Source organism: Variovorax sp. PBL-E5 (genome assembly GCF_901827185.1).
Classification (GTDB): domain Bacteria; phylum Pseudomonadota; class Gammaproteobacteria; order Burkholderiales; family Burkholderiaceae_C; genus Variovorax.
The window spans coordinates 493,519-517,140 of sequence record NZ_LR594673.1 but is presented as its reverse complement, the minus strand read 5'-3'; the positions used below and the strand labels follow the sequence as shown (position 1 = coordinate 517,140).

At 69.4% G+C, this 23,622-nt stretch carries 21 protein-coding genes; 14 read left to right on the top strand and 7 right to left on the bottom strand.

The genetic code is table 11. The features are described from left to right. Nucleotides 1-3 precede the first annotated feature (3 nt). Nucleotides 4-855 (top strand): MaoC/PaaZ C-terminal domain-containing protein, encoded by an 852-nt coding sequence (locus tag WDLP6_RS34425; RefSeq protein ID WP_232077723.1) that lies wholly within the window; start codon nt 4-6, stop codon nt 853-855. Nucleotides 856-872: 17 nt separating this feature from the next. On the opposite strand, the gene WDLP6_RS34420 is transcribed toward WDLP6_RS34425, so the two are convergent. Continuing rightward, on the bottom strand, nt 873-1,703 hold the full coding sequence (locus tag WDLP6_RS34420; RefSeq protein ID WP_162595753.1) for an SDR family oxidoreductase: 831 nt from the start codon (nt 1,701-1,703) through the stop codon (nt 873-875). Between the two features lie 34 nt (nt 1,704-1,737). Next, entirely contained in the window at nt 1,738-2,520 is a 783-nt protein-coding gene (locus WDLP6_RS34415) for an enoyl-CoA hydratase/isomerase family protein (protein ID WP_162595752.1), read from the bottom strand. 153 nt (nt 2,521-2,673) lie between these two features. Between WDLP6_RS34415 and WDLP6_RS34410 the strand changes: the two genes are divergently transcribed. Both WDLP6_RS34410 and WDLP6_RS34405 read left to right on the top strand, forming a co-directional pair. Beyond that, nucleotides 2,674-3,858 (top strand): acyl-CoA dehydrogenase family protein, encoded by a 1,185-nt coding sequence (locus WDLP6_RS34410; RefSeq protein ID WP_162595751.1) that lies wholly within the window; start codon nt 2,674-2,676, stop codon nt 3,856-3,858. Between the two features lie 9 nt (nt 3,859-3,867). Then, nucleotides 3,868-4,986: an acyl-CoA dehydrogenase family protein gene (locus WDLP6_RS34405; protein WP_162595750.1), complete on the top strand. Its 1,119-nt coding sequence runs from the start codon at nt 3,868-3,870 to the stop codon at nt 4,984-4,986. Here the strand turns inward: WDLP6_RS34405 and WDLP6_RS34400 are convergent. Continuing rightward, a complete protein-coding gene (locus WDLP6_RS34400; RefSeq protein WP_162595749.1) occupies nt 4,983-5,684 on the bottom strand; it encodes a nuclear transport factor 2 family protein in 702 nt (233 codons plus the stop codon). The genes WDLP6_RS34405 and WDLP6_RS34400 overlap by 4 nt on opposite strands. A gap of 209 nt (nt 5,685-5,893) precedes the next feature. On the opposite strand from WDLP6_RS34400, the gene WDLP6_RS34395 reads away from it, so the two are divergent. From WDLP6_RS34395 to WDLP6_RS34345, 11 genes are all read left to right on the top strand, one after another. Then, nucleotides 5,894-8,059, top strand: coding sequence for an acetate--CoA ligase family protein (locus WDLP6_RS34395; protein WP_162595748.1), 2,166 nt, complete (start codon nt 5,894-5,896; stop codon nt 8,057-8,059). Continuing rightward, nucleotides 8,056-8,868, top strand: coding sequence for an enoyl-CoA hydratase-related protein (locus WDLP6_RS34390; RefSeq protein ID WP_162595747.1), 813 nt, complete (start codon nt 8,056-8,058; stop codon nt 8,866-8,868). The genes WDLP6_RS34395 and WDLP6_RS34390 overlap by 4 nt, the downstream gene beginning before the upstream one ends. 37 nt (nt 8,869-8,905) lie before the next feature. Continuing rightward, a complete protein-coding gene (locus WDLP6_RS34385) occupies nt 8,906-9,679 on the top strand; it encodes an SDR family NAD(P)-dependent oxidoreductase (protein WP_162595746.1) in 774 nt (257 codons plus the stop codon). Then, the gene (locus WDLP6_RS34380; protein WP_162595745.1) at nt 9,676-11,796 is read left to right on the top strand and encodes an acetate--CoA ligase family protein; all 2,121 of its coding nucleotides are present in this window, start codon (nt 9,676-9,678) and stop codon (nt 11,794-11,796) included. The genes WDLP6_RS34385 and WDLP6_RS34380 overlap by 4 nt, the downstream gene beginning before the upstream one ends. A 14-nt stretch (nt 11,797-11,810) precedes the next feature. Then, nucleotides 11,811-12,215 carry a Zn-ribbon domain-containing OB-fold protein gene (locus tag WDLP6_RS34375; protein ID WP_162595744.1) on the top strand — a complete coding sequence of 135 codons (405 nt, stop codon included), beginning with the start codon at nt 11,811-11,813 and terminating at the stop codon, nt 12,213-12,215. Next, nucleotides 12,212-13,372: a thiolase gene (locus WDLP6_RS34370; protein ID WP_162595743.1), complete on the top strand. Its 1,161-nt coding sequence runs from the start codon at nt 12,212-12,214 to the stop codon at nt 13,370-13,372. The genes WDLP6_RS34375 and WDLP6_RS34370 overlap by 4 nt, the downstream gene beginning before the upstream one ends. Before the next feature lie 134 nt (nt 13,373-13,506). Further along, the gene (locus tag WDLP6_RS34365) at nt 13,507-14,499 is read left to right on the top strand and encodes a tripartite tricarboxylate transporter substrate binding protein (protein WP_162595742.1); all 993 of its coding nucleotides are present in this window, start codon (nt 13,507-13,509) and stop codon (nt 14,497-14,499) included. A 48-nt stretch (nt 14,500-14,547) separates the two neighbouring features. Continuing rightward, nucleotides 14,548-16,149 carry an AMP-binding protein gene (locus WDLP6_RS34360; protein ID WP_162595741.1) on the top strand — a complete coding sequence of 534 codons (1,602 nt, stop codon included), beginning with the start codon at nt 14,548-14,550 and terminating at the stop codon, nt 16,147-16,149. Further along, nucleotides 16,146-16,952, top strand: a complete 807-nt coding sequence (locus WDLP6_RS34355) for an enoyl-CoA hydratase/isomerase family protein (protein ID WP_162595740.1) — start codon at nt 16,146-16,148, stop codon at nt 16,950-16,952. Before WDLP6_RS34360 ends, WDLP6_RS34355 begins: the two co-directional genes overlap by 4 nt. 2 nt (nt 16,953-16,954) lie before the next feature. After that, nucleotides 16,955-18,121 carry an acyl-CoA dehydrogenase family protein gene (locus WDLP6_RS34350; protein WP_162595739.1) on the top strand — a complete coding sequence of 389 codons (1,167 nt, stop codon included), beginning with the start codon at nt 16,955-16,957 and terminating at the stop codon, nt 18,119-18,121. 11 nt (nt 18,122-18,132) lie between these two features. After that, the gene (locus tag WDLP6_RS34345) at nt 18,133-19,278 is read left to right on the top strand and encodes an acyl-CoA dehydrogenase family protein (RefSeq protein ID WP_162595738.1); all 1,146 of its coding nucleotides are present in this window, start codon (nt 18,133-18,135) and stop codon (nt 19,276-19,278) included. Nucleotides 19,279-19,344: 66 nt separating this feature from the next. On the opposite strand, the gene WDLP6_RS34340 is transcribed toward WDLP6_RS34345, so the two are convergent. The 4 genes from WDLP6_RS34340 to WDLP6_RS34325 are packed head-to-tail and all read right to left on the bottom strand — an operon-like array spanning nt 19,345 to nt 23,554. Then, nucleotides 19,345-20,553, bottom strand: a complete 1,209-nt coding sequence (locus WDLP6_RS34340; RefSeq protein WP_162595737.1) for a CaiB/BaiF CoA transferase family protein — start codon at nt 20,551-20,553, stop codon at nt 19,345-19,347. Nucleotides 20,554-20,561: 8 nt separating this feature from the next. Next, complete coding sequence (locus tag WDLP6_RS34335; protein ID WP_162595736.1) at nt 20,562-21,359, bottom strand: enoyl-CoA hydratase/isomerase family protein; 798 nt, start codon at nt 21,357-21,359, stop codon at nt 20,562-20,564. A gap of 7 nt (nt 21,360-21,366) precedes the next feature. After that, nucleotides 21,367-22,380: an acyl-CoA dehydrogenase family protein gene (locus tag WDLP6_RS34330; protein ID WP_162595735.1), complete on the bottom strand. Its 1,014-nt coding sequence runs from the start codon at nt 22,378-22,380 to the stop codon at nt 21,367-21,369. A gap of 16 nt (nt 22,381-22,396) precedes the next feature. Continuing rightward, complete coding sequence (locus WDLP6_RS34325; protein ID WP_162595734.1) at nt 22,397-23,554, bottom strand: acyl-CoA dehydrogenase family protein; 1,158 nt, start codon at nt 23,552-23,554, stop codon at nt 22,397-22,399. Nucleotides 23,555-23,622: the final 68 nt, after the last annotated feature.

Sequence of the window (23,622 nt, the reverse complement as noted above, 5' to 3'; positions counted from 1 at the left end):
GCCATGCCATTGAACGCCCAAGCCATCCTCGCGCATCCCTTCGCCGACATCGAGCAGGTGCTCGACGACAAGGCCTGCATGCTGTTCGCATTGTCCATCGGTGTCGGCAGCGATCCGACGGACCTTGCCGAGCTGCCGTACGTGTTCGAGGAAGAGCTCCAGGTGTTCCCGACACTGCCGATCGTGCTCGGCCATCCCGGTCCCTGGATGGCGAACCCTGCGATGGGCATCGATCGCCAGATGCTGGTCCACGGCACGCAGCGGCTGGAACTGCACGCGCCGCTGCGGCCGGGCGCGCCTTTCGTGGCGCGCAACCGCATCCTCGAGCTGGTCGACAAGGGCGCCGACAGTGGCGCGATCATCGTCACCGAGCGCACGCTGTGCGACAAGGCCAGCGGCGCGTTGCTCGCGCGCATCGAGTCGGGCACCTTCTGCCGCGCCGACGGCGGCTTCGGCGGACAGCGCGATCTCTCGCACGACTTCAAGCCCGTGCCCGATCGCGCCGCCGACCAGGAATGCCGCATGCCCACGCAGCCGAATCAGGCGCTTTGGTATCGGCTCAACGGCGACCGCAATCCGCTGCATGCGAGCCCCGCGTTCGCTGCCAGGGCCGGCTTCCCGCGGCCTATCCTTCACGGCCTGTGCACCTACTCCATCGCCGCTCACGCGCTCATGAAGATGGCCGGCGCCGCGGCCAGGCTGCGCTCGATCGAGAGCCGCTTCACCAAGCCTGTGTTCCCGGGCGAGACGATCCGCGTGCAAGCGTGGAACGAGCCGCACGGCATGGCGTTTCGTGCGCACGTGGATACGCGCCAGGCGATGGTGCTCGACCGCGGGCTCGCGACCTTCGCCTGAGCCCGCGTCGGCGAAGATCAGCCCTTCTTCGGCCGCAGCGCATCCCACTGTTCGGGCGTCCACTGCATCAGGTCGTCGACGCCGTTGGTGCGCAGGCCCTTGGCGCCGTCGATGGTGATGGCTTCGCCGGAAATGTAGGTCGCCAGGTCGGACATCAGGAATGCGTAGAGGTCGGCCAGTTCGCTGTGCCGGCCCACGCGGCCGAGTGGAATCATCGGGGCCGGATCCGCCGTGCGGCCGGTCTGCAGCTTCGCCGCCGCGCCGGGCGTGGGAAAGTTGCCCGGCGCCACGCCCACGGTGCGGATCTGCCTGGGTCCCCATTCGACTGCGAGCGTGCGCAGCAGCGTCAGCAGCCCGCCCTTGGCCAGCGTGAGCGGCAGCATGAAGGGTCGCCCGTCCTCGAAGCCCGCGGCCAGCGTGTACATCAGCAGGCCCGGCCGGCGGTCCGCGATCCAGCGCCTGCCGGCCTCGAGCGAGACGTAGGTCGCGCCGTGGAGCGACACGCGCAGCACCGCGTCCACCGCGCGCGAGGACAAGGTCTCGCTGCGCGCGAGCATGGTGCCGGCGGCGTTGTTGATGACCACGTCCTGCGGGCCGGCCTGCCACGCCTGGTCCATCATCTGCGCGACCGCCTCGCCTTCGCGGATGTCGCAGGCGATCGCCGTGGTCCTCTTTTGGCCCAGCGCGTCGAACTCCGCCGCCGTTTCGTTGAGCACCTCGGCGCGGCGGCCGACGATGGTGAGCTCGGCGCCCAGTTCGACCGCGCGCCGCCCGACCGTCTTGCCCAGGCCCGTGCCGCCGCCCGTGATCAGCACGCGTTTGCCCGCCAGCATGGATTCGCTGAACATCGATGTCTCCTTGAATGGGAATGCGGCGGCGGACTCAGCGCCCGCGAAAGACCGGCTTGCGGCGCTCGGCGAATGCGGAGCGCGCCTCGTGGTTGTCCTCGGTCATGGCCAGCAGCGGCTGCAGGCGCTGCTCTTCGGAGAAGGCCTGTTCCAGGCTGGCGCAGCTGCTGTTGGACAGCGACTTGATCGCCGCGAAAGCCAACGGCGCGATCTGCGCCAGGCGCTCGGCCTCGGCGCAGGCCATCGCGATGAGCTCGCCTTCGGGTGCCAGGCTGTCCACCAGGCCCGTGTCCAGCGCTTCGCCGGCCGGCACCACGCGCGCACTCAGCATCATGTGCTGCGCGCGCGCGGCGCCGACGCGGCGCGGCAGCGTGTAGAAGAGTCCGGCATCGGGGACCAGTCCCACCTTGCCGAAGGCGGCGCAGAACTGCGCGCCTTGCTGTGCGACGACGGCATCGCAGGCGGTCGCCAGCGACAGCCCGGCGCCGTAGGCCTTGCCATCCACGGCGGCCACCACGGGTTTGGGTGCATTGCAGATCACGCGCACCAACTCCTGCAGGCGGCCCAGCTTGTGGCGCAGCGTGCGCGCCAGCAACTCGGGTGCGGGTCGCGCGCTCTTGATGTCGCCGCCGGCGCTGAAGTTGCCGCCCGCGCCGGCCAGCACGACGGCGGAACACGCGTCGTCCAGGAAGCATTCGTGCAGCGATTCGATGAGCGCATTGCGCATCTCTAGAGAGACGGCATTCATCTTTTCGGGCGCGTTCATCGTGAGGACAGTGACACGGCCCAAGGCGGTCTTTGAAACGGGTTCGCTCATGAATTCATTGTAGGCAGGCACCTGCGCCGCAAAGGCCGATCCGAGGCGTGTGCGCGAGGGCGAAATGCCAATATGCACATATGTGATGAATAGCCGCGTGCGCTGCCGCAACCTCTGTTGCGTACGCTGCCCGATGCTCTAATCCCGACACCCATGGACCTGAACTTCAGCCCCGAGCACAACGCGTTCCGCGTCGACGTGCGGCGCTTTCTTGCCGACAGCCTTCCCGGCGACATTCGCGCGCGCACCCTGCGCGGCGAGAAGCTCTCCAAGGCCGACCACATCCGCTGGCAGCGCATCCTGGCGGCCAGGGGCTGGCTCGGCCACTGCTGGAGCAAGGCCTATGGCGGCACCGGCTGGGGCCCGATCGAGCGCTTCATCTGGGACGAAGAAGTGCACCTCAACGGCGCCCCGCGCGCCAACATCCCGGCCATCGACCTGCTCGGGCCGCTGATCATCCATTACGGCACCGAGGCGCAGAAGCAGCGCTTCCTGCCGCGCATCCTGGCCAGCGAGGACTGGTGGTGCCAGGGCTTCTCGGAGCCCGGCGCCGGCTCCGACCTCGCGGCCCTGAAGATGCGCGCGGTGCGCGCCGGCGACCACTACGTCGTCAACGGCACCAAGCTGTGGACCAGCTATGCGCACGATGCCAACTGGATCTTCTGCCTGGTGCGCACCTCGCTCGAGCAGAAGAAGCAGGCGGGCATCTCCTACCTGCTGATCGACATGGCGCAGCCCGGCGTGACGGTCTCGCCCATCATCACCGTCGGCGGCGTGCATGCCGTGAACCAGGTCACGATCGAGGACGTGCGCGTGCCGGCGGAGAACCTGCTGGGCCCCGAGGGCGATGCCTGGGCCATGACGCAGTACCTGCTGAGCTACGAGCGCATCGTCGGCGCGGGCCTGGGCGCGTCCACCCGCTACCTGGTCGAGGCGCGCGCGTTTGCCGAGCGCACGCTGCGCGGCGGCGTGCCGCTCGCGCGCATTCCGCGCACGGCGCAGAAGCTGGCGTCGCTCGAGGCCGACCTGATGGCGCTCAAGTTCACCGCCTACCGCGTGCTGGCCGACGAAGTGGCGGGCAAGGCCGAGGCCTCCATCGTCTCGGTGGTGAAACTGCGCGGCGCGCAACTGCAGCAGTCCATCACCGAGTTCATGATGGAAGAGGGCGGCCCGCTCTCGATCCCCGACGTGCAGACCTTGCCCGATGGCGGCCCGGTGATCCCAGAGGCCGATGCCTATCACGCGCAGCAGGCCATGGACCGGCGCAAGCTGACCATCTACGGCGGCAGCGCCGAGATCCAGAAGAACATCATCGCGCGGCGAATCCTGCGCATCTAGGCAACCGACGTGGATTTCAGCTATTCATCCGATCAGCAGATGCTGCGCGAGTCCGTGCAGCGCTATCTCCAGCAGGAGTACGACTACCAGCAGCGCGGCGCCATGCTGAAGGCCGGCGGCTTCAGCGCCAAGGCGTGGCGCGACTTCGCCGACTTCGGCTGGCTCGGTGCCGCGCTGCCCGAGGAAGCGGGCGGCTTCGGCGGCGGCGCTCTCGAGGCCGGCATCCTGATGGAGGCCTTCGGCCGGCGCCTGGTGCTGGAGCCCTACCTGTGGACCGTGGTGGTCGGCGGCGCACTGCTGCAGCATGGCCTGCAAGGCGCGACGCGCGATGCGCTGCTCGCGCAGATGGTGGCCGGCGAACTGCAGCTGGCGCTGGCCGCGCTGGAAGACGACGTGGGCCAGGACTTCGCGCGCGTCGACACCATCGCCGTCGCGAACGGCGAGAGCTGGGTGCTGAAGGGGCGCAAGCGCGTGGTGCCGAACGGCGCGATCGCGCACCGGTTCTTCGTCAGCGCGCGCAATGCCGAAGGCGTCAGCCTGTTCCTTGTGGCCAGGGACGCGCCCGGCCTGCGCATCCGCAGCTACCGCAGCAACGATGGCCAGACGGCCGCCGAACTGACGCTGGAGGACGTTCGGGTGCCGCGCTCGGACATCGTCGGCCGCCTCGGCGAGGCCGTGCCGCTGCTCACGCTCGCCGCCGATCACGGCAGCGCCGCACTGTGCGCCGAGGTGGTCGGCTCGACCGCCTACCTGGTGGACAGCACCTGCGAGTACCTCAAGACGCGCGAGCAGTACGGCGCGCCGCTGGCGAAGTTCCAGGTGCTGCAGCACCGGCTGGCCGACATGTACGTGGCGGTGGAACTGGCGCGCTCGATGGCCCTCGTCGCCGCGGCTGCGCTGACCGATGCCGGCAAGTCCGCGCGCGAGCGGATGCACGACATCTCCGCGGCGCGCGTGCAGGCCATCCGCTGCGCGCGCCTGGTGGGCCGCGATGCGGTGCAGATGCACGGCGGCATGGGCATGAGCGAGGAGCTCGATATCAGCGCGCATTTCAAGCGCCTCATGCTCGCCACGCTGCTGCTGGGCGACGAGGACTTTCATCTGGAGCGCATGGCCGCGCTCGTCTAGAGCGCGGGTTCGTCCTTGCTGTCGGGGGCCGCTGCGCGCGTCTCGGCATGCGCCTTCGCGATGTGCCGCGCCAGCGCCGGCAGCTTGTCGCTGCGGCGCAGGCGGTGGATGAAGTTGTCCGCGGCCGTCCATGCCGGAATCTCGGCAGCCGGCGCCTGCTCGCCCCAGAACTCGCGCCAAGCATCGAAGGGGTCGTGGAAGGGCGCGGCCGCGGGCGGCGTGTCCGGCCAGCGGTCCTTGAGCGGACCGGTGGGCGGATCTTCCAGCGCGGTGGCATAGAGGCGGTTCTGCACGCGGGCGCGGAAGTACCAGCGGCCTTTGTCGCGCCGGTAGCGGTCGTGGTAGAGGTTCTGCAGCACCACCCAGCGCGGCCCCTGCGTGGTCTGCACTTCGTGCTCGCAGCGGCAGGTGACCAGGCCCTGGGCGTTGTCGGCATCGTCGAACTCGATCACGTGGTTCTGCACCTGGTGCGAGGTGGTGGTGAAGCCGCGCAGCACGCGATCGAAGACGTCCTTGAGTGCGGCCCGCCCGCGCGGGCCGGGCCCGACGCGGATGTCCTCGACGTACAGGGATACCACGGCATCCAGGTCGCGCACGTCGATCGCCAGCGCGTACTTGCTGGCGAGCTGGCGGATGCTGTCGAGCGACTCCAGCCGGTCGAGGCGCGCCGCGAAACTTTCGCTCGGCGATGGATCCACGGAGGCTCTCCTGGTGTCTCTTCGGGTCGGTGCATTGTGCGCAGCGTCGCTGCGCGCAGCAACACAAGGAGCGCGCCGGCACCAATTCGACATGCATGTGATGAGTTGCCGCGCGCCCCTCGCGCCAGGCGCTCAAACAGGCGTGCTCTGTTAGCCTCGTTGCGTCCCGGCGCGCCCTCGGCGAGCCGCATGCACGCAGAGCGAATCCATTGAGTTCCACCATCATTCCTCCTTCCGCACCTTCCAGCCTCGACGCGCTCTTCGCGCCGCAATCGGTGGCCGTCGTCGGTGCATCGAACGACTGGCGCCGCTTCGGCGGGCGCGTGCTGCACTACCTGCGCCACGCCGGATTCGGCGGCCCGCTGTATCCGGTGAATCCCGGGCGCGACGAGGTGCAGGGCATCAAGGCCTACCCCAGCGTGAAGGCGATCGGCAAGCCCTTCGATTGCGCCATCCTTTCCATCACCGCCGAAGAGACCGTGCCGACCCTGCGCGATTGCGCGCAGACGGGCGTCAGGTCCGCCATCATCTACGGCGCAGGCTTCGCGGAGGTGGGCGGCGAAGGCCAGGCGCGGCAGGACGAGGTGGTGGCCATTGCACGCGCCAGCGGCATGCGCATCCTCGGCCCCAACTGCATGGGCCTGGTCAATGCCCGCGCCGGCTTCATCGCCACCTTCGCGTCGGCCTACGAACAAGGCCTGCCCGAGCCGGGCCGCATCGGCGTCGTCACGCAAAGCGGCGGCTACGGCGGCTACATCCTGCAGCACGCGCAACTGCGCAAGCTGGGCCTGGGCTATTTCGTCGCCACCGGCAACGAATGCGACGTCGACATGGGCGAGGCGCTGGACTGGGTGGCGCGGCGCGACGACGTGGACATCCTGCTGGGCTACCTGGAAGGCGTGCGTTCCCCGGCCCGGCTGCTGCAGGCGCTCGATACGGCGCGCAGCCGCCACAAGCCGGTGGTCATGATGAAGGTCGGCCGCACGCCCGAGGGCCGCGCCGCCGCCGCCTCGCACACCGCATCGCTCACCGGCGAGGACGCGGTCTACGACGCCATCTTCCGCGAGTACGGCGTGTACCGCGCGCGCACCACCGACGAGCTGCTGGACGTCGCCTACGCGCTGTCGCGCGGCAAGCGCCCGCACGGGCCGCGCACCGCCGTCATCAGCATCTCGGGCGGCGTCGGCGTGCAGATGGCCGACTTCATCGCCGACGCCGGCCTGCAGCTGGGCGAGGTGCCGGCAAGGACGCAGGCGCAGCTGCGCGAGATCGTTCCGTATTGCTCGCCGCACAACCCGATCGACATGACAGGCCTGGTCACGGCCAACCACGACATGCTGGGCCGCACGCTCGAGCGCGTGCTGGAGAGCGACGCCTTCGACGCCGTCATCCTGTTCCTCGGCATCGTCGGCATGGCGCCCAGCATGGCCGGCCCGATCTGCAACGTGCTCAAGGAAGTGGCGGACCATCACCCCGATCGCCTGCTGCTGCTGTCCGTCACCACGCCGCCGGATCTGCGCGAGACCTACCACGACGCCGGCTTCCTCGTGTACGAGGATCCGTCCGAGGCCGTGAAGGCGCTGGCGGCGCTGTACCGCTTCGAGCAGTTCTACCGCCGTCCGGCCGCGGCGGCCGAGACGCCGCCGTCCTTTGCGGCGGACCTGGTGCCCGCCGGCACCACGCCGCTCAACGAGGTCGAAGCAAAGCGCATCGTGGCCGCGTGCGGCATCCGCTCGCCCGACGAGATCGTCGTGCAGACCGCCGACGAAGCGGCTTCGGCGGCCGAGCGCATCGGCTTCCCCGTCGCGGTCAAGGTGGTGTCACCCGACATCCCGCACAAGACCGAGCACGGCGGCGTGGCCTTGCGCCTGGCCGATGGCCCCGCGGTGATCGACGCGGTGCGGCGGATGGCCGATGGCCTCGGCCGCGAGCTGCCGCAGGCGCGCATCGAAGGCTACCTGGTCTCCGAGATGGTGAGCGGCGGCACCGAATGCATCCTCGGCGTCGCGCCCGACCCGACCTTCGGCCCGGTCGTCACTTTCGGCCTCGGCGGCGTGGCGGTGGAACTGCTGCGCGACGTCGCGATACGGCTGGCGCCGGTGAGCGTGGCGCAGGCGCACGAGATGATGCGCGAGCTGCGCACCTGGCCGCTGCTCTCGGGTTGGCGCGGTGCGCCCGAGGGCGACATCGACGCCATGGCGCGGGCCATCTCCGCGCTGTCGCACCTGGCCGTATCGCGGCAGGACGACATCGGCGAGATCGAGGTCAACCCGGTGGTCGTGCGTGCGCGCGGACAGGGCGTCGTCGCACTGGACGCGGTCGTGCAGCGGCCCGCCCGCGCCAGGCACGAAGGCAATGAGAAGGAGCATCCATGACATCCAGCGCCGATTCGCCCGTGGTCACGTACGAGCGCGAAGGGCCGATCGTGGTGCTTGCGCTCAACCGGCCCGACACGCGCAACATGGTCAGCGCCGAGCTGACCGATGCATTGCTGGAGGCGCTGGGCCGCATCAACGCGGACGTGTCCATCAAGTGCGTCATCCTCACGGCCAACGGCAACGTGTTCTGCGCCGGCGGCAACCTGAAGGCGATGCGCGACAGGGAGCATCACTTCGCCGGCAGCCCGTCGGAGATCCGCCGCTACTACGACCGCGGCGTGCAGCGCCTGGCGCGGGGCTTCATGGCGGTGGAAGTGCCGGTCATCGCCGCGGTCAACGGACCGGCCATCGGCGCGGGGCTCGACATCGCGCTGATGTGCGACCTGCGCATCGCTTCCGAGAAGGCCCTCTTTGCCGAGAGCTTCATCCGGCTGGGCCTGGTCTCTGCTGCCGGCGGCAGCTGGCTGCTGCAGCGCGCAGTGGGTCCGGCCATCGCGGCGGAACTGACGTTGACCGGCGATGACTTCGACGCCCGCCGCGCGCTGGAACTCGGCGTGATCTCGCAGCTGCTGCCGCCGGACCAGCTGATGCCGCGCGCGCGCGCGCTTGCCGGGCGCATCGCGCGCCATCCCTCGCACGCGATCCGCATGAACAAGCGCTTGCTGCGCGATTCGGCCGAGCAGTCGCTCGAAGCCTCGCTCTCGCTCGCCGCCGGCCTGCAGGGCCTGGCCCAGCACACGGCCGATCACGCCGAGGCCGTGGCCGCGGCGCTGGACAAGCGCAAGCCGGTCTACACCGACAAGTAGCACCTGCGCCGACGACCCCTCGCAAAGGAAACGACGAATGATCAACCTGATGGACATGACCGGGCGCAACGTGATGGTGACTGGCGCCGCGCAAGGCATCGGCCTGCATGCGGCCAAACTGCTGCACGAACTCGGCGCCAATCTCACGCTGGTGGATACGAATGCGGGCACGCTGGCGCAGGCCACTGCCTCGCTCGATGCGCAGCGCGTGCTGGCCAAGGCCGGCAGCGTGACCGACCGCGGCTTCGTCGAAGCCGTCGTCAAGGAGGCCGCGGCGCGATTCGGCGGCGTGCATGCGCTGGTGAACAATGCCGGCATCACCCGCACCGCGATGATCTCCAAGATGACGCCCGAGCAATGGCAGGCCGTCATCGATGTCAACCTCACCGGCGTCTTCAACTGCCTGCAGATCGCCGGTGCCGACATGGTTCACCGCGCGGAGGCGGGCGACAAGGAGCCCGGCACCATCGTCAACATCTCGTCCGACGCCGGTCGCAAGGGCACGGTGGGGCAGATCAACTACGGCGCTGCCAAGAGCGGCGTGCTGGGCCTCACGATGAGCGCCGCGCGCGAGTGGGGCCGCCACGGCATCCGCGTGAACAGCATCGCCTACGGCGTGGTCGCCACCGAAATGACCGAAGTCGTGCGCAGCGAGAAGTTCCGCGACAAGTACCTGGCCAACATTCCGCTCGGCCGCTTCCTGGAGCCCGACGAAGCGGTCAAGGCCATCGCCTTCATGGTGTCGCCGGCCAGCAGCTTCATCACCGGACAGCATCTGTCGGTGAACGGCGGCTCGCACATCACCGCATGAACCCGCGCCTGCTTCATCCGCGTTCGGTGGCCGTCGTCGGCGCATCGCAGGACACCGGCAAGACACGCGGCAAGATGCTGCGCTGCGTGAAGGACGGCGGCTTCACCGGCCCGGTGTACCCGGTCAATCCCGGCGGCTACGCCACGATCCAGGGGCTGAAGGCCTACGCCTCGCTGGGCGCGTTGCCCGAAGTGCCGGACCTGCTGCTCATCGGCATTCCCGGCACCGGCGTGCCCGCGCTGATCGAGGAAGCCGCGGCCATGGGCTGCGCGGGCGCGATCGTCTTTTCGTCCGACGTTCCCGAGCCGGCGCTCGAGCGCGCAGTGCGGGCAGCGCGCGCCAAGGGTATGTCCATCCTCGGCCCCAACACGGAAGGGCTGTACCTGCCCGGGGCCGGCCTTGCCGCGACCTTCGCGCACGTGGTCGAGGAGTGCATCGACCATCCGCCGCGCCGCCATGCCTCGAAGCGGCCGGTGGCCGTGGTCTCGCAAAGCGGTGGCATCGGCTTCGCGCTGTTCGGACGCGCCCTGGCGGAGCACCTCGATGTCCACAGCGTGACGACCACCGGCAACGAGGCGGACCTCGAATGCCTGGATTTTGTCGAGCAGCTGGCCGATGGCGGCGAAGCCGGCGTGATCCTGCTGTTCATCGAGGGGTTGAAGAATCCGCGCCGCTTCGCCGCCGTCGCCGAGAAGGCGGCCCACCGCGAGATCCCGATCGTGGTCATGAAGATCGGCCGCTCCGAGGCCGGGCAGCGCGCCGCGGTGTCGCACACCGCGCACCTGGCCGGCGCCGATGCCGCCTACGACGCGGTGTTCGAGCGCCATGGCGTGATCCGCGTGTCGGACGCCGAGGAAATGCTGTCGGTCGCCGCGGCCTTCTCGCGCATGCCCTTGATGCGCGGCGGCCGCACCGCGGTGATCACCACCTCCGGCGGTGCGGGCGGCTGGGCGGCCGACCTGCTGTCGGCGCAGGGCCTCACGCTGCCACCGCTGAGCGCGCACGTGCAGCAGGAGATCAAGGCACTCGTGCCCGCGCTGTCGTCGGCCGCCAACCCGGTCGACACCACCGTCACCGCCACCGAGAACAAGGGGCGCGCGATGCTGGGCGTGATCGACGTGCTCGCGCGCTCCGGCGAGGTGGACGCGGTGCTGGTCAACATGGGCCTGTCGCCGCGCGGCCGCGTCCAGGGCATGGCGCCCGAGCTGAAACCCCTGCTCGAGCGCTGCGGCATCCCGGTGCTGTTCCATTCGCACATCGCGCCTTCGCAGGAAAACCTGCAGGCGCTGGCCGACATCGGCGCGCACGGCTTCGCGTCGTTTCGCGCCTGCGCCTGCGCGCTCGAGGCGCTGCGCCGCTATGGCAGTTTTCAGGCGCGCCGGTGCGAGGCCGCGGGCCGTCCGCAGGAGCAGGTGGCCGCGCCTTCATGGTTCCAGTCGAACGCGCTCGCCGCCGGCGTGCTGGGCGAGGCCGACACGCGCAGGCTCCTGGCCCACTACGCGATTCCCGTGCCGCCCGCCGCCGTGGCCACGAGTGCGGCGCAGGCATTGAAGCAAGCGCGCGAGATGGGCTTTCCCGTCGTGCTCAAGATCCAGTCACCGGACATCGCGCACAAGACGGAGGCCGGCGGCGTGGTGCTGGGCGTGGAAGAGCACGCGCTCGATGCGGCCTACGCGCGGCTGATGGGCAACGTGCGGCGCCACGCGCCGCAGGCCCGCATCGAGGGCGTGCAGGTGCAGAAGATGATGCCGCCCGGCCACGAGATGGTCGTGGGCATGGTTCACGATGCGGATTTCGGCCCGCTGGTGATGCTGGGCTTCGGCGGCATCTACGTCGAGGTGCTGAAGGACGTCGTGTTCGCGCCGCCGCCGATCTCGCGCGCGAACGCGCTGCGCATGATCGACGGCCTGAAGGCGGCGGCCATCCTCAAGGGTGCGCGCGGCCGTCCGCCGGCCGACCTCGACGCGCTGGCGAAGCTGCTGGGCGCCGTCGCGCGGCTGGCCGCGGAGGGCGAGGGCGTGGTGGACCAGATCGATTTCAATCCCGTGCTGGTCTATCCAGAAGGCCAGGGTGTGGTGGCCGTGGATTCGCTGATCGCGGTCCGGCCGCCGCAATGAAGAAGGAACAGACGATGAACCCAGAGAACGCCGCGCAGGCGCGCGCGCCGGCACGGACCGATGCGCAATTCCAGAAGCATCTCGACGAAGGCCGCTTCATGATCCAGCGGGCCGTCAAGTCGGGCCGCGCCTTCTTCTACCCGCGTGTGGCCGAACCGCTGAGCGGCGACACCGCGCTCGAATGGTTCGAGCCCAGCGGCCGCGGCATCGTGTACTCGACCACGGTCGTGCGCGTCAGGCCGCCGGCAGAGTCCTACAACGTCGCGCTGATCGACCTCGAGGAAGGTCCGCGCCTCACGAGCAGGGTGGTCGGCATCGCCGCTGCCGACGTGCGCATCGGCATGAGGGTGAAGGCGCGCATCGAGCCCGGCGACAAGGCGCTGCTGGTGTTCGAGCCGGTGGAAGGGGGCGCGGCATGAGCGGCCTGGGCTTTCCGCGCGGCAGGTCCGCCGTGGTGGGTGCGGCCACCTATGGCATGGGCTCCGCGCCCGGCAACGAGGCGATCGATCTCGCGGCGATGGCTGCGCTGCTGGCGCTGTCCGATGCCGGCCTCAAGCCGTCGGACGTCGATGGCCTGTTCACCACGCTGCCGCAGGACCCGCTGTCGTCGCTCACGATGGCCGAGTACTTCGGCATCCACCCCAAGGTCACGGACAACCTGCGCACCGGCGGCTCGTCGTTCCAGATCCAGGCCATGTGGGCCGCGCTGGCGCTCGATGCCGGGCTGTGCGACGTGGCGTTGATCACCTATGGCAGCAACCAGCGCTCCGCCGCGGGCGGCCTGGTCTCCGGCGGCGGCACGCCCGTCGTGTACGAGCACCGCTACAAGCCGATGAATCCGCCCTCGTCCTATGCGCTGGCCGCGGCGCGCCACATGCACGAATACGGCACCACGCGCCGCCAGCTGGCCGAGGTGGCCGTGGCTGCGCGCAGGTGGGCGCAGCTCAATCCCGACGCCTTCATGCGCGAGGACCTGAGCATCGACGACGTGTTGAATGCGCGCATGGTGTCGGATCCGCTGACGGTGCGCGACTGCTGTCTGGTGACCGATGGCGCGGCCGCGGTGGTCATGGTGCGCGCCGAGCGCGCGCGCGATTTTCCGCACCGGCCGGCCTACCTGCTGGCCTCCGCTTCGGCCACCTGGCATCGCTCGATCGCCAACATGCCGGACCTGTGCGTGACGGCCGCCACCGAGAGCGGCGCGCGTGCCTATGCCCAGGCCGGCCTGACGGCGAAGGACATCGACGTGGCCGAGCTGTACGACGCCTTCACCATCAACACCATCCTGTTCCTGGAGGACCTCGGCTTCTGCGCCAAGGGCGAAGGCGGCGCCTTCGTTGCCGACGGCGCCATCGCGCCCGGCGGGCGGCTGCCGGTCAACACGAACGGCGGCGGCCTGTCGTGCGTACATCCCGGCATGTACGGGCTCTTCACGATGGTCGAGGCCGTGCATCAGGTGCGCGGCACGGCGGGCGCGCGCCAGGTCGAGGGTGCGAAGGTCGCGATGGCCCATGGCAACGGCGGCGTGCTGTCGAGCCAGGCGACGGCGATCTTCGGGTCGGCGGACACGCTATAGCCGCCGCATGGTTGCACCAATGAATCACACATGTGCGCATTAGGTTTGTCCGGGGTATTCACGTTTGAAATGGCAAGAGCGCCCTTTTATCGTTGCAGATGAAATTCGCCACCACTCAAGATTCAGGAAACCTGATGTCCATGCATCTGAACCGATTGATCCTTAGGGCTGCCGCGCTTGCACTCGCCGCGGCTGCCGCCATGGCGGCTTGGCCGGCGGCAGCTCAGGACAACTATCCCAATCGCCCGATCAAGTTGGTCGTGCCCTACGGCGCCGGGGGAGGGACCGACCAGATCGCACGGTTGATGGCCGAGAAGCTTCAGCAGCGGCTCGGCCAGCCGGTGGTGGTCGACAACAAGCCGGGCGCCGGCACGGTGATCGGCTCCGAGTACGTCTCCAAGCAGCCGGCCGATGGCTATACGCTCCTGCTGACCACCTCGGGCCTGACCAGCGCGCCGGTCATGATGGCCAAGGTGCCTTTCGATCCGGTGAAGAGCTTCACCCCCATCGCACCGCTGGCCATCATGTTGATCTCGCTGACGGCTTCCAACGATGTGCCGGCATCGACGGTGCCGGAACTGATTGCCTACATGAAGGCCCATCCCGGCAAGCTCAACTACGCGTCGTATGGCGTGGCAACGACCAACAATCTGGCCATGACGCTGTTCAACCAGCGCGCGGGCGTGCAGTCGACACATGTCCCCTACAAGGCCGGTGCCCAGGCGCTTCCCGATCTGGTGTCCGGCCAGGTGCAGCTGATGTTCGATTCGATGCAGACATCCGGTCCGCTGATCAAGGCCGGCAAGCTCAAGACCCTCGCGCTGGCGACCTCCGCCCGCTCGCCGCTGATGCCCGACGTGCCGACGGTGGCAGAGGCTGGCCTGCCCGGCTTCGCGTTCGAACCCTGGTTCGGCCTGTTCGGGCCGGCCGGCTTGCCGGCGCCGATCGTCAACCGGCTCAACAAGGAGATCGATAGCGTCCTGAAAGAGCCGGAGGTGCTCCAGGCGATGCGCATCCAGTACCTGACGCCGATGCCCGGCAGTGCGGACAAGATGCGCGACCTGGTCCGAAAGGATTTGGCGTACTGGGCCGCCGCGGCCAAGGTGGCAGGTGTCCAGCCCGAATAAGGCCGGCATGGACATGAAGCGCGGCGCGAACGCAGACCGGCAACGCGCATGAGTCCTCGGATCGCATTGCCGCGCCGCATCTCCACCGGCCTGACGCTGGGCGACCTGATCGAGCGCAACGCGCGCTTCCTGCGCGACGGCGTGGCCTTCGACGACGGCACGCGCCGCCTGACGCATGGCCGCTACCACGAGCGGGTCTGCCGCCTGGCCGCGGCCCTGGAAGCGCGCGGCTGCGTGCACCAGGACCGCATCGCCATGCTGGCGATGAATTGCATCGAGTACTTCGAGTTCTATGGCGCCTGCGAGTACGCCGGCTTCATGGCGGCCACGGTCAACTATCGCCTCGCCGAGGCCGAGATGCTCGCCATCCTCCAGAGCGCGGCACCGGCTGCCTTCGTGTTCGAGAGCGAGTATGCGCAGCTGGTCGACCGCCTGCGCGAACAGCTGCCGCAGGTGCGCGCGTGGATCTGCATCGGCCCTGCGCCCGCCTGGGCCGAAGCGTACGAAACCGTGCTGGAGATTGCCATCGCGCAGGGGCCCGCGGGGCGTGCCGAGGAGGACGACATCGCCCACCTCATCTTCACCAGCGGCACCACCGGCAAGCCCAAGGGCTGCCTGCTGGCGCACCGCGACAGCGTCAACAAGGCGCAGATGCATGCGGCCGAGATGGGGATCTCGCCGGCCGACCGGATGCTGCTGGTCATGCCCTACTTCCACGTCGGCGCCAAGGGGCTGCAGATCGGCGCGCTGTGGCGCGGCGCCACGGTGCTGGTGCAGCGCCAGTTCGAGCCGGCGCGCGTGCTCGACGCGATCGAACGCGAGAAGGCCAGCATCCTGCACCTGGCGCCGACGATGGTGCAGTCGGTGCTCGACGAGCCGGACATCGCCCGGCGCGACCTTTCATCGGTGCGGGTGCTGTGCTATTCGGCCGCGCCGATGCCGATCCACGTGCTGCGCAAGGGCCTGGCCTTGATGGGCAATGTGTTCCACCAGGTCTACGGGCAGACCGAGGGCGCGGTCAGCGTGCTGTTGCGATCGCAGCATCGGCCGGACGGCAGCGCGCGCGAGCGTGCGCGCCTGGAGTCGGTGGGCCAGCCCTTGATCGGGACCGACGTCCGTCTCGTCGGCGAGGACGGCCGCGACGCAGCACCCGGCGAGGCCGGCGAGATCGTCTATCGCGGCGGCGTGATGTTCCGCGGCTACTGGAATGACATGCCGGCCACGCTGCAGGCCCTGCGCGGCGGCTGGATCCATTCGGGCGATGTCGGGCGTTTCGACGAGGACGGCTTCCTCTATATCGTCGACCGCAAGAAGGACATGGTGATCTCGGGCGGCGAGAACATCTACTCGCGCGAGGTCGAGCAGGCGCTGGTGCAGCACCCGGCGGTACGCGAGGCCGCGGTGATCGGCGTGCCCGACGCGCGCTGGGGCGAGGCGGTGCGCGCGGTCGTGGTGTTGCATGCCGGCGCCGGCGCCTCGGCGCAGGCGCTGATCGACCACTGCCGCACGCTCATCGCCAGCTACAAGAAGCCGCGCAGCGTGGTCTTCGCGACCGAGCTGCCCAAGCTGAACAACGGAAAGATCGACAAGAACCGAATCCGCGCGCTGCATGGCGCAGCCGCGCAAGACCCTGCGGAAAGCACTGCATGAACTACGACAAGTACCAGTACCTCCGGATCGAGATCGGCGACGACGGCGTCGCGATCCTGACCCTCGACCGCCCCGACACGCTCAACGCGGCGAGCGTGCCCATGCACCACGAACTCGAGCGCATCTGGCTCGACATCAACGACGACGAGCGCATCCGCGCCGTGGTGCTGACGGGCGCCGGCAAGGCCTTCTCGGCCGGCGGCGACCTCAAGGGCATGGCCCGGCGCGTGGGAACGAAGGACAACTTCCGCCACTCGCTGCGCGCGCCGGGCAACACACGCCGGCTCTGGCAGAACATGGTCGAGACCTCGCCGCCCGTGATCGCGGCCATCAACGGCGACGCCGCCGGCTTCGGCTGTTCGCTGGCGCTGTTCTGCGACATCACGGTCATGGCCGAGAACGCCCGCATCGGCGACAGCCACACCAAGGTCGGCCTCGTGGCCGGCGACGGCGGCGCGGTGGTGATGCCGCTGCTGATCGGCGATGCACGCGCCAAGGACCTGCTGATGCGCGGGCGTCTGATCACCGGGCGCGAGGCGCACGCGATGGGCCTCGTGACTCATGTATTCCCCCAGGAGCAGGTGCTGGCCGAAGCGACTGCCATCGCACGCGAACTCGCAGCGCTGCCGACGTGGGCCGTGCAGTGGACCAAGCTTTCGGTGAACAAGCGCGTGAAGGAGCAGCTCAATCTGGTGCTCGACACCTCCATCGCCTATGAGATGCTGACCATGAACAGCGGCGACCATGCGGCTGCGGTCACGGCCTTTGCGGAGAAGCGCAAGCCGGAGTTCAAGGGCGAATGAGCATGAACGAACAAGCGGCCGCCACGGATTGGAACGGCCTTGACGACGAGCACTTCCGGGCCCGCGCCGCCGCCTTCTTCGATGCGAATTGCCCGGCGGCGCTGCGGCACCGGCCGAAGCGGCTGCGCTGGCACTTGGTGAAGCCCTGGTTCATGACGCTCTCGCAACAGGGGTGGGTGGCGCCTTCGTGGCCCGTCGAATGGGGCGGCATGGGGCTGTCGCCGGTCAAGCAGCTGATCTACATCGAGGAGTACGAGCGCAGCGGCGCGCCGGTCATGCAGACCCAGTCGCTGACGAACTTCGGTCCGATCCTGATCGCGCGCGGCACCGAAGCGCAGCGCCGCAAATACCTGCCGCGCATTCTTTCGGGCGAGGACGTTTGGGTGCAGGGCTATTCCGAACCCAATGCGGGCTCCGACCTCGCCAGCCTGCGCACCGAGGCGCGGCTCGAAGGCGACGAGTTCATCATCAACGGCCAGAAGATCTGGACCACGATGGGTTTCGACGGCACCCACATGTTCGCGCTGGTGCGCACCGACAAGACGGTGCGCAAGCAGGCCGGCATCAGCTTCGTGCTGTTCCCCATGGACCAGCCCGGCATCACCGTGCGGCCCATCCGCGACATCTCGGGCGGCGAGGAATTCTGCGAGGTCTTCCTGGAGGATGTGCGCGCCCATCGCAGCGACGTGGTCGGCGAACTCCACGGCGGTTGGAACATCGCCAAGACGCTGCTCGGGTTCGAGCGCGTGTGGTCGGGCTCGCCTCGCCAGTCGCTGATCGCACTCGCGCGCCTGGAGAAGGTGGCGCGTGCCAACGGGGCCTGGACCGACCCGGTGTTCCAGGACCGCTACACGCAACTGCTCTTCGACGTGCGTGACCTGGCCGCGATGTACGAACGGCTCGTGCACTCGCTCTCGCTGGGCAAGGGCTTCGGTCTTGAATCCTCGCTGCTCAAGATGACCGCCACCGAAACCTGCCAGCGCGTGACCGAACTGCTGGTCGAAACCTCGGGGCAGGACGGTGCGACCGAAGGCGCGGTGGATGTGGGTGGCGAGTCCATCGACCTTCTCACGCCCTTCCTCGAGTCGCGCGGGCCGACGATCTACGGCGGCTCGAACCAGATCCAGCGCAACATCCTGGCCAGGCAGTGGCTGGAACTTCCGGAATGAAGGAGCCGCCGATGAACGCAGAAGATCAAGGCGGCGACATCGCGACCCTGCTGCGCGACAGCGCGCGCGACTTCGCGGCCGGCGAGCGCGACCATGGCGCCATGCGCGCACGCGCATGGCACCCGGCGCTGCCCGGCTTCGATGCGGCGGCCTTCGCGCAGATGCAGGCGCTGGGCTGGCGCGGCATGCTGGTCGCCGAGGCACAGGGCGGCGCAGGGCTCGGCCTGCGCGAGGCGGCAGCGGTCGCGCAGGAGCTGGGGCGCAGCCTGCTGGGCGAGCCCTTCGTGGCGACGGCCGTGCTGCCGGTCACCGCGTTGCTTCACGCCGCGGTGCAGCCGCAGGCCGGTGCGTTGCTCGGGGACGTGGCCTCGGGCGCCGCCACTCTCGCGCTGGCGTGGCAAGAACAGGCCGCATCGATTGCGGTCGATGCCATCCGCACCGAGGCCCGGCGCGAAGGGAACGGATTCGTGATCTCGGGCCGCAAGGGATGGGTGGCTGGCGGCGCGGCGGCCACGGCCTTCCTGGTGTCGGCGCGCATCGACGAGGGTGTCGGTGTGCTCCATGTGCCGCGTGATGCCCCGGGGGTGCACGTGTCGAATACCTGGCAGACCGATGGCACGCCTTCGATCGCGGTGGCGCTGGACCACGTGGCCGTCAAGGCCGACGCGCTCATGGCCGCGCCCGCGCACGGGCGTGCCGTGCTCGCGCAGGCGCTCGACGCGGCGACCGTGGCCGCGAGCGCCGAGCTGTTGGGCGTGGCGCACGAAGCCTTCGACATGACGCTGGCCTACATGCGCACGCGCGTGCAGTTCGGCCAGCCCATCGGCAGCTTCCAGGCGCTGCAGCACAAGGCGGTCGATCTGCTGGTGCAGCGCGAGCTCGCGGCTGCGGTGCTCGACGAGGCACTGGCCGCGTTCACGGACGACGCCTGCACGGGCCCCGAGCGCAGCCGCGTCGCGAGCCGATGCAAGGCACGTTGCAGCGATGCGGCACTGCGCATCACGCGCGAGTGCATCCAGTTGCATGGGGCCATCGGCTACACGCACGAATGCGATATCGGCCTTTACCTCAAGCGCGCCCTGGTGCTCTCGGCCTGGCTGGGCAATGCGGCCCAGCACCGCCGGCGTCATGTCGAACTGGCCGCTGCGGGCGAGTGAAGATCGTCGGGGCGGACCCGCGCGGCAAGGCCATTGCCCGGTCGACGCGCGGGCCTTGCGCGTCCCTCAAACGACCTTCGGCTGGCTGCGCCCGCGCGTCGGCCAGCCGATTTCCGCCAGCACTTCATCGGTGTGTTGCCCCAGCGTCGGCGGCGGCGAGGGCGTGCGCACCGGCGTACCGCTCATGCGCAGCGGCGAGCTGACCAGGCGGATGGAGCCGGCCGTCGGATGTTCCACCTCGCTCACCATGCCGCGCGCCTGCGCTTCCGGTGATTCGAGCGCCGCGCCGACGGTGCGCACGCGGCCGGTCGGAATGCCGGTGGTCGCCAGGCGCGCCTGCCAGTGCGCCGCATCCTGCGTGCGCAGGATGTCCGACAGCAGCGGCACCAGCGCCTCGCGGTGGCGCGCGCGGTCGGCATTGGCGCTGAAGCGCGGGTCGGCCGCGATGTCGGGACGTTCCAGCACCTGCTCGCAGAACAGCCGGAACTGCCGGTCGTTGCCGACCGCGACGACGATCTCGGCGTCGCGCGTGGGAAACACCTGATAGGGCACCACGGCCGGATGCCCGTTGCCGTAGCGCACGGGTTCCTTGCCCGAGACCAGGTACGAGCTGCCCACGTTGGCCAGCATGGTCAGCTGGCAGTCGAACAGCGCCATGTCGATCCGCTGGCCCAGGCCGTCGTTGCGCCGCGCGATGATGGCCGCCAGAATGGCCTGCACCGCGTACATGCCGGTGAACAGGTCGGCGACGGCCACGCCCACTTTCATCGGCTCGCCCTCGGCCTCGCCCGTGATGGACATCAGCCCGCCTTCGGCCTGCATGATGTAGTCGTAGCCGGCCCGGTCCGCCAGCGGCGAGCTGCGGCCGTAGCCGGAGATGGAGCAATAGATCAGGTCGGGCCGGCTCGCGCTCAGGCTTTCGTAGTCCAGTCCGTAGCGCTGGAGTGCGCCGGCGCGGAAGTTCTCCACCACCACGTCGCAATGCGCGAGCAGTTCGCGCACCAGCGCCTGGCCTTCGGGCTGGCTGATGTCGACCGCCACGCTGCGCTTGTTGCGGTTGGCGCAGAAGAAATAGGCCGACTCGCCGCCCACGTTGGGCGGACCCCAGCCGCGTGTGTCGTCGCCGCCGGCGGGGTTCTCGATCTTGATCACGTCCGCGCCCAGGTCGGCCAGCGTCATGGTGCACCAGGGACCCGCGAGCACACGCGACAGGTCGAGGATGCGGACGCCGGCGAGGGCGGGCTTGCGCGGCTGCGCGGGTTGCGCAGTGCTCATGGCGCCGTTCATTCGCCGGTGAAGCTCGGCTTGCGCTTTTCGATGAAGGCGCTCACGGCTTCCTGGTGGTCCTTGGTGATGTTGGACAGGCCCTCGTACGCCATGCCCACGTCCAGCGCGGCCTGCGCGGCCTGGCGCAGCGGCAGGTTGATGGTGATCTTGGTGCCGGCAATGGATTGCGTCGCGCCCTCGGCGAACTTCTGCGCCCACTCTTCGGTCAGGCGGTCCACCACGTCCATCGGTCCGGCTTCGGCGATGAGGCCGATCTCGGCGGCCAGCTTGCCGGTGATGAGATCCCCGCCCAGCAGGTACTTGCGCGCACGCGCATAGCCGATCAACTGCGGCCAGATCAGCGCGCCGCCATCGCCGGCCACCAGGCCCATGCGCACATGCGGGTCGCCGATCTTCGCGTCCTCGTTGGCGATCACCACGTCGCACAGCAGCGCGATGGTCGCGCCCAGGCCGATGGCGTGGCCGTTGACGCGGCAGACAACAGGCTTGGGACAGTCGAGCATGCTGAACACCAGCTGGCGCGAATGGATCACGCCTTTGTAGAACAGGCTGGGGTCGTCGATCTTGGTCTGCATGCCCACGATGTCGCCGCCGGCCGAGAAGCTGCCGCCCGCGCCGGTGAGCACGATCACGGCCACGCTGTCGTCGCTGGAGGCGGTCTGCACGGCACGGATCAGCTCCAGGCTCATGGGGCCGCCGACGATGTTGCGCTTCTCGGGCAGGTTGAGGGTGATGCGAAGGATCTTGCCGTCCTGCTGGATCAGCAGGCGTTCGTAACCGGAATAGCGGGACATGGTGCTCCTAGGGGGAAGTGGATGTGGGGGTGGTGCCGGCGGTGCCGATGGCGCGCACGAAATCCGCCGCCAGGGTGTGCGGGCTGTCGATCAGCAGGCGGCCGAGCACGCGGTTCCAGTGTGTCTCCGAACCGTGGGCCATGCGCCATTCGTGCAGGCGGCGGGTGTAGAGCTGCAGGTCGTATTCCTCGGTGATGCCGATCGCGCCGTGCAACGCGTGCGCGATCGAGGCCACCAGCTGCGCCGCCTCGCTGGTGCGGGCCTTGGCCATGGCACAGGCGCCATCGGCAGGGATGCGGGCCGCGCCCTGGAATGCGGCTTCGGCCGCGATGCAGCCGGCGGCCACGTGCTCCGCCATCACGCTCAACTGGTGCTGGACCGCCTGGAACTTGCCGATCGACTTGCCGAACTGCACGCGTTCGTTGCCGTAGGCCAGCGTCATGTCGAACACGCGCTTCATGGCACCGGCGAGCAGGCCGGCGTGCAGTGCGGCGGCCAGCGGCTGCAGGCCGGCGGCGGCGCCTGACGGCAATACGCGGCCTGCACCGGCGGGCCAGTGCAGCGATGCGGCGAGGCTGCCGTGCACGCCGGTCGGTACCCGCCGGGCGCCGGCCACGGGCAGCAGCCGCAGCGCATCGCCGTCGGCCGCGATCACATGCGCGGCGACGAGCGCGCACGGCACCGGCGCTGCGTGCAGCGCGCCGTCCGCGTCGCGTGCCAGCCCGGGCGCGAAGGTGATCAGGCCGTCGGGCAAGGCCTCGCGCGGCGCCAGCAGGCGCGCACCGAAGGTCTGCGCCAGCGGCAGCGGCACGGCATGCGCGCCGCACAGCGCGAGCACCGGATGGAAGTCGGACAGGCTGGCGCCCGCGCCGCCTTCTTCCTCGGCGGCCAGCAGTTCCAGAAAGCCGGCGTCGCTGATGGTCGCCAGCAGCGCGGCGTGGGAGCCGCCGGCTTCGATGGCGCGCACGTCGGCCGGCGTGCAGTGGTCACGGAGGATGGATGCGAGTGCTTCGGCGAACATGAAGGTCCTTCTGTTGTCAGCGCAGGCCGAGACCGCGCGCGATCATTCCGCGCAGGATCTCGCGGGTGCCGCCGCGCAGCGAGAAGGTGGGCGCCATCTGGCTCACGTAGGCCAGGGCGCGCAGCAGGTCGTCGTCGATCGCGGCGCCGGGGTCCGCGCCCAGCGCCGCCTCCAGGATCGCGGGGATGCTTTGTTCGAACTCGGTGGCGATGTCCTTCACCAACGCCGCTTCCACCACCGGGCTTTCGCCGGCCGCGAGCCGCGCCGTGACGGTGATGGACATGTGGCGCAGCGTGGCCAGGTGGGTGGCGAAGCGGCCCAGCGTTTCCAGGTGCGCGTCGGCGCCGCCTGTCTTGCGCAGCCATGCGATCCAGCGGTCGAGCAGGACGATGCTCGAGTAGATGCGCTCGGGCCCGCTGCGCTCGAAGGCCAGCTCGGCGGTCACCTGCTGCCAGCCCTGACCCTCGGCGCCGATCAGCGCGGCCTCGTCCAGCGCCACGTCGTCGAAGAACATCTCGCTGAAGTGCGCGTCGCCCGTCAGGTCGACGATCGGCCGGACGGTGACGCCGGGCAAGGACAGGTCGACGATGAACTGCGACAGCCCCGCGTGTCGGTCGGCGGCCGTGCCGGAAGAGCGCACCAGCGCGATCACGTAGTGGCAGCGGTGCCCGTTGGTCGTCCAGATCTTGCGGCCGTTCAGGCGCCAGCCGCGGCCGGTGCGGGTCGCGCGCGTGCCGACGGCTGCCAGGTCGGAGCCGGCGTTCGGCTCGCTCATGCCGATGCCGAAGAAGGCCTCGCCGCGGCAGATGCGCGGCAGGTAGAAGTTCTTTTGCGCTTCGCTGCCGTACTTGAGGATCAAGGGACCACTCTGGCGATCGGCGATCCAGTGTGCGCCCACGGGTGCACCGGCGGCCAGCAGCTCTTCCACCAGCACGAAGCGGCTGAAGGCGTCGAGGTCGGCGCCGCCATGGGCCTTCGGCAGCGTGACGCCGACCCAGCCCTGCGCCGCCAGCGCGCGGCTGAAGTCGGCGTCGAAGGCCAGCCATGAGCGCGAGCGCACGTCGGCCTGCGCGGGCGGCAGTTCGCGGCTCAGGAAGGTCTTGACCTTCGCCCTGAAGTTGTCGGCATGCGCGGGCAGCGTGGCCAGGCGCAGGTTGTCGAGAAGGTCTGCCATCGGGGCAGGTTATCGCCGGCCATGCGCACTGTCCAATAGCGAAGTGCAGCGGCGCCATATGAATACCG